This is a genomic window from Mesorhizobium sp. M1E.F.Ca.ET.063.01.1.1 (genome assembly GCF_003998155.1).
Classification (GTDB): domain Bacteria; phylum Pseudomonadota; class Alphaproteobacteria; order Rhizobiales; family Rhizobiaceae; genus Mesorhizobium.
The window spans coordinates 1-3,528 of sequence record NZ_RZSC01000619.1 but is presented as its reverse complement, the minus strand read 5'-3'; the positions used below and the strand labels follow the sequence as shown (position 1 = coordinate 3,528).

Annotated in this window: 6 protein-coding genes; 1 reads left to right on the top strand and 5 read right to left on the bottom strand. The window is 64.7% G+C overall.

Annotated elements, in window-relative coordinates:
• On the top strand, positions 1-723 hold a 723-nt coding region (locus EOA29_RS29305), incomplete at its 5' end, for a hypothetical protein (protein WP_127221970.1).
• A 15-nt stretch (positions 724-738) separates the two neighbouring features.
• Here the strand turns inward: EOA29_RS29305 and EOA29_RS29300 are convergent.
• The 5 genes from EOA29_RS29300 to EOA29_RS29280 all read right to left on the bottom strand — a co-directional run.
• Positions 739-1,164, bottom strand: coding sequence for an aldehyde-activating protein (locus EOA29_RS29300; protein WP_127221969.1), 426 nt, complete (start codon positions 1,162-1,164; stop codon positions 739-741).
• Between the two features lie 124 nt (positions 1,165-1,288).
• Positions 1,289-1,846, bottom strand: coding sequence for a molybdenum cofactor biosynthesis protein B (moaB, locus tag EOA29_RS29295; RefSeq protein ID WP_127221968.1), 558 nt, complete (start codon positions 1,844-1,846; stop codon positions 1,289-1,291).
• Positions 1,833-2,729: a 4-(cytidine 5'-diphospho)-2-C-methyl-D-erythritol kinase gene (locus EOA29_RS29290; RefSeq protein WP_127221967.1), complete on the bottom strand. Its 897-nt coding sequence runs from the start codon at positions 2,727-2,729 to the stop codon at positions 1,833-1,835. The genes moaB and EOA29_RS29290 overlap by 14 nt, the downstream gene beginning before the upstream one ends.
• A gap of 25 nt (positions 2,730-2,754) precedes the next feature.
• Positions 2,755-2,940: a membrane protein gene (locus EOA29_RS29285; RefSeq protein WP_027164591.1), complete on the bottom strand. Its 186-nt coding sequence runs from the start codon at positions 2,938-2,940 to the stop codon at positions 2,755-2,757.
• An 83-nt stretch (positions 2,941-3,023) separates the two neighbouring features.
• A partial coding sequence (locus EOA29_RS29280) for a S49 family peptidase (RefSeq protein WP_145969853.1) occupies positions 3,024-3,528 on the bottom strand: 505 nt, incomplete at its 5' end.

Sequence of the window (3,528 nt, the reverse complement as noted above, 5' to 3'; positions counted from 1 at the left end):
GCCGTGGTAGAGGCTTTGCGTTCCGATGGGTTGTTTTCGGGCTTCATGCTGCCGCAGGAGATCCACGAGGAGATCGCCGCTTTCGCGCAGCGCACGCCCTGTTTCGGCAACTTCGACCGCCATCTCGAATTCATGCCGGGCGAGCATGCCGAGGCCGAAAAGCTGTATGGCCGCTCGCTGCTCAGCGGCCACTATTTCGAGCGGATCCTGGACTGCAAGGCGGCTCTTGCCATCCAGAAGGACCCGCTGCTCCTCGACGTCGCCCGGCATTATCTCGGTGGCCAGGCGAAACTGATCACCACGCGCGTCTGGTGGAGCTTTCCGACCGGCAAGGCCTCGGATTCCGACAAGAACCTCGCTTCGCTCGGCAAATATCATTTCGATCTCGACGACTGGCGGATGCTGAAGTTCTTTTTCTATCTGAAGCCTTGCGATGCCGGCACCGGTCCGCATGTCTATGTTCGCGGCAGCCACAAGCGCCGCGCGCTCAAACATCAGCTGACGCTTCTGGTTGGCCATCCGGCGGAAGATGTGCTGGACGTCTATGGTCAGCAAAGCCCTGTGACGCTCACCGGCGAGGCCGGCGTCGGCTTCGTCGAGGACCCGTTCGGCTTCCACATGGGCACGGTGCCGGCGCACACGCCGCGGCTGATGATGGAAATCGGCTTCGGTGTCTCGCGGCCGTCGCGTCGCCGCTTCCACGGCGAGCCCGTCATTCGCTGAACCGGACCCGGCCGATCAAAGCCCCTGAATCTCGACCGGCATCCAATTCGTGCGGCGCCTAGCCAGGCGCTGCTCGCGGCTCTCGGCGTCGTAGCGGACCGGGACCGGTTCGCGGGAGAATCGCTCTCGATCATCGAGCGCGTTGACGATGACGATCGCCCTGGCCTCGACGCCATCGCCGGCGATTGCCGCGACATAGACGCCGCATTCGCGGCACAGCAGATAGTCGGCGGTGCACAAACCGAAGCGATAGTTTTGCAGCCGCGCCCGGTCTTCGACCGAGACGACCAGCTTCCCGTTGGGATCGGCGGCCGCCCGCGAACCATGGCGGGTGCAGAACGAGCATTGGCAGGCGCGGATCTCCAGTCCCGCAGGATCGACAGCGCTGGAGAAGCTCAGGCGGATGTTGCCGCAATGGCATCCGCCGCTGTGAACGGCCATCGCATGGTCCCTTGTTTCCTTGCACAAGGTACTTTGCCAACATCGGCTTCGGAATGGCGCTTCGAAGGCGGGAACACCATTCCGCCTCGCAAATGAGATCCCGATCGGGCGCTTTGCCTATGCTTTACGAGGCAGGCTTGCCGCCCCGCCTGAGATGCTCGTCGAGCCGCGGCATGATCTCGACAAAGTTGCAGGGCATGTGCCGGTAGTCGAGCTGCGGCTTCAGGATGCCGTCCCAGGCGTCCTTGCAGGCGCCGGGCGAGCCCGGCAGCACGAAGACGAAGGTGGCGTTGACGACGCCGCCCGTCGCCCGGCTCTGGATCGTCGAGGTGCCGATCTTGTCGTAGGAGATGCGGTGGAAGACTTCCGAAAAACCGTCCATGCGTTTTTCGAAGATCGGCTCCAGCGCCTCCGGCGTCACGTCACGGCCGGTGAAGCCGGTGCCGCCGGTGGTGATGACGACATCCACCGCCTCGTCCTTCGACCAGCCGAGCACCTTTTCTCGGATCCTTTCGCGGTCGTCGGTGACGATGTCGCGGGCAGCCAATATGTGGCCGGCCTCCGCGATCCGGTCGGCCAGTGTCCGACCCGATTTGTCGTCGGCGAGGCTGCGCGTGTCGGAAACCGTCAGCACCGCGATCCGCACCGGAATGAAGGGGCGGCTTTCGTCAATTTTGGCCATGAGTGTCAGCCTCCGTGCTGCGCGTCGCGGCGACGAACCAGCCGGGATGACGGCCGCGGATTTCGATCGCCGCGCGCTTGCCGACATTGCCGGTCTCGAACAGGCCGAAACAGGTGGCGCCGGAGCCGGACATGCGCGCGAAGGCGGCCCCTGCTTTTTTCAGCGCCGTGAGCGCTTCGCCGACGGTCGGCTGGATGGCTCGAGCGGCAGGCTCGAGATCGTTGCGGGTCGTCTCGAGCCAATTGCGGATGGTGTGAAAATCCAGACGGCCGGGCAGGGGCGGCAATGCCTCGTTGTCGTGCCTGGAAAGCGCCTTGAACACGTCGGGCGTCGAAACCGCCACGCCCGGATTGACCATAACCAGCGCCAGCGCCGGAAATTGCGCCAGCGGCGACAGCTCGTCGCCGACGCCGCGCGCAATCAGCGGCTTTGCCGCGAGGCACATCGGCAAGTCGGCGCCGAGCGTCAGGCCGATCCGCGCCAGTCCGGCTTCGTCGATATCGAGCTTCCAGAGGCGCGAAAGGCCGTTGAGCGCGGCCGCCGCGTCGCTCGAGCCGCCGCCGACGCCGGAAGCGATCGGCAGGTTCTTTTCCAGCCGGATTGCGACAGGGCGCGTCATTTGCGCCCCAGCCTCTGCGCGCAATGCTTCGCGCGCTTTGATCACCAGATTGTCGCCATCGAGCGGCACACCGGCGGCAAACGGGCCGGACACCGAGAACGCATCACGCTCGGCCGGCTCGATCTGCAGCCGGTCGCCGAAGCGGGTGAAGACGACAAGGCTGTCGAGCAGGTGATAGCCGTCGGCGCGCCTGCCGGTCACATGCAGCGCCAGATTGATCTTGGCAGGCGCCAGCCATGTCCGGGACTTGGCCTCGGGCTCCAGAATGTCGGCTGCTGGCGAGATGGCTTCAGTCCTTGGCCAGACGGTACTCGCCGGTCTTCGGATCCTTGACCAGTGTACCCATCGTGCCGTTGGCCGCCTGTTTCTCGGTGCGCCGGATTTTTGCCGTCACACGCTCGGCCTCACGCACGAACGCGCGATAGCCGAAATAGGCGGCGGCGCCGACGACAGCGAAGAAAATGATCTGCGGCATCTCGAAACTCCTCCCGCGTTAGCGCGGCAAGGCCGACCGTACAGGTCGGTCAAGTGACTATGCTAGACACTTTCATGGCCTTTTCAAAGCCCGAAGCGCGCCCACAGCGCGCGCTCTTCCGCCGCATCGATGATGCCGTTCGCGGCGGCCGCCGCGATATCCGGCGCCGAAAAGCGCGAGCCGAACAGGCCGAAGCGGCCGAAAAACCCGCGCGGCGCGGTGATCAGCTTGAGTTGCGTCTTTTCGCCGAAACGGGTCTTGAGCACGCTGCGCATGTCGCCCAGCGCATCGACGAGACCGAGTTCCAGGCCTCTCTTGGCGGTCCAGAACAGGCCGGTGAACAAATCCGGATCGTCCTTCAGCTTCGTGCCGCGCCGCTCCTTGACGAGGTCGATGAAGGTCTCGTGCACTTCGAGCTGCAGCGCCTTCAGCCGCTCGACGTCCTCCTTCTTTTCCGGCTTGAACGGGTCGAGCACGGCCTTGTTCTGGCCGGCGGTGTGGACGCGCCGCTCGATGCCGATCTTCTTCATCAGTTCCGGGAAGCCGAAGGAGGCCGAGACGACGCCGATCGAACCGACGATAGAAGAC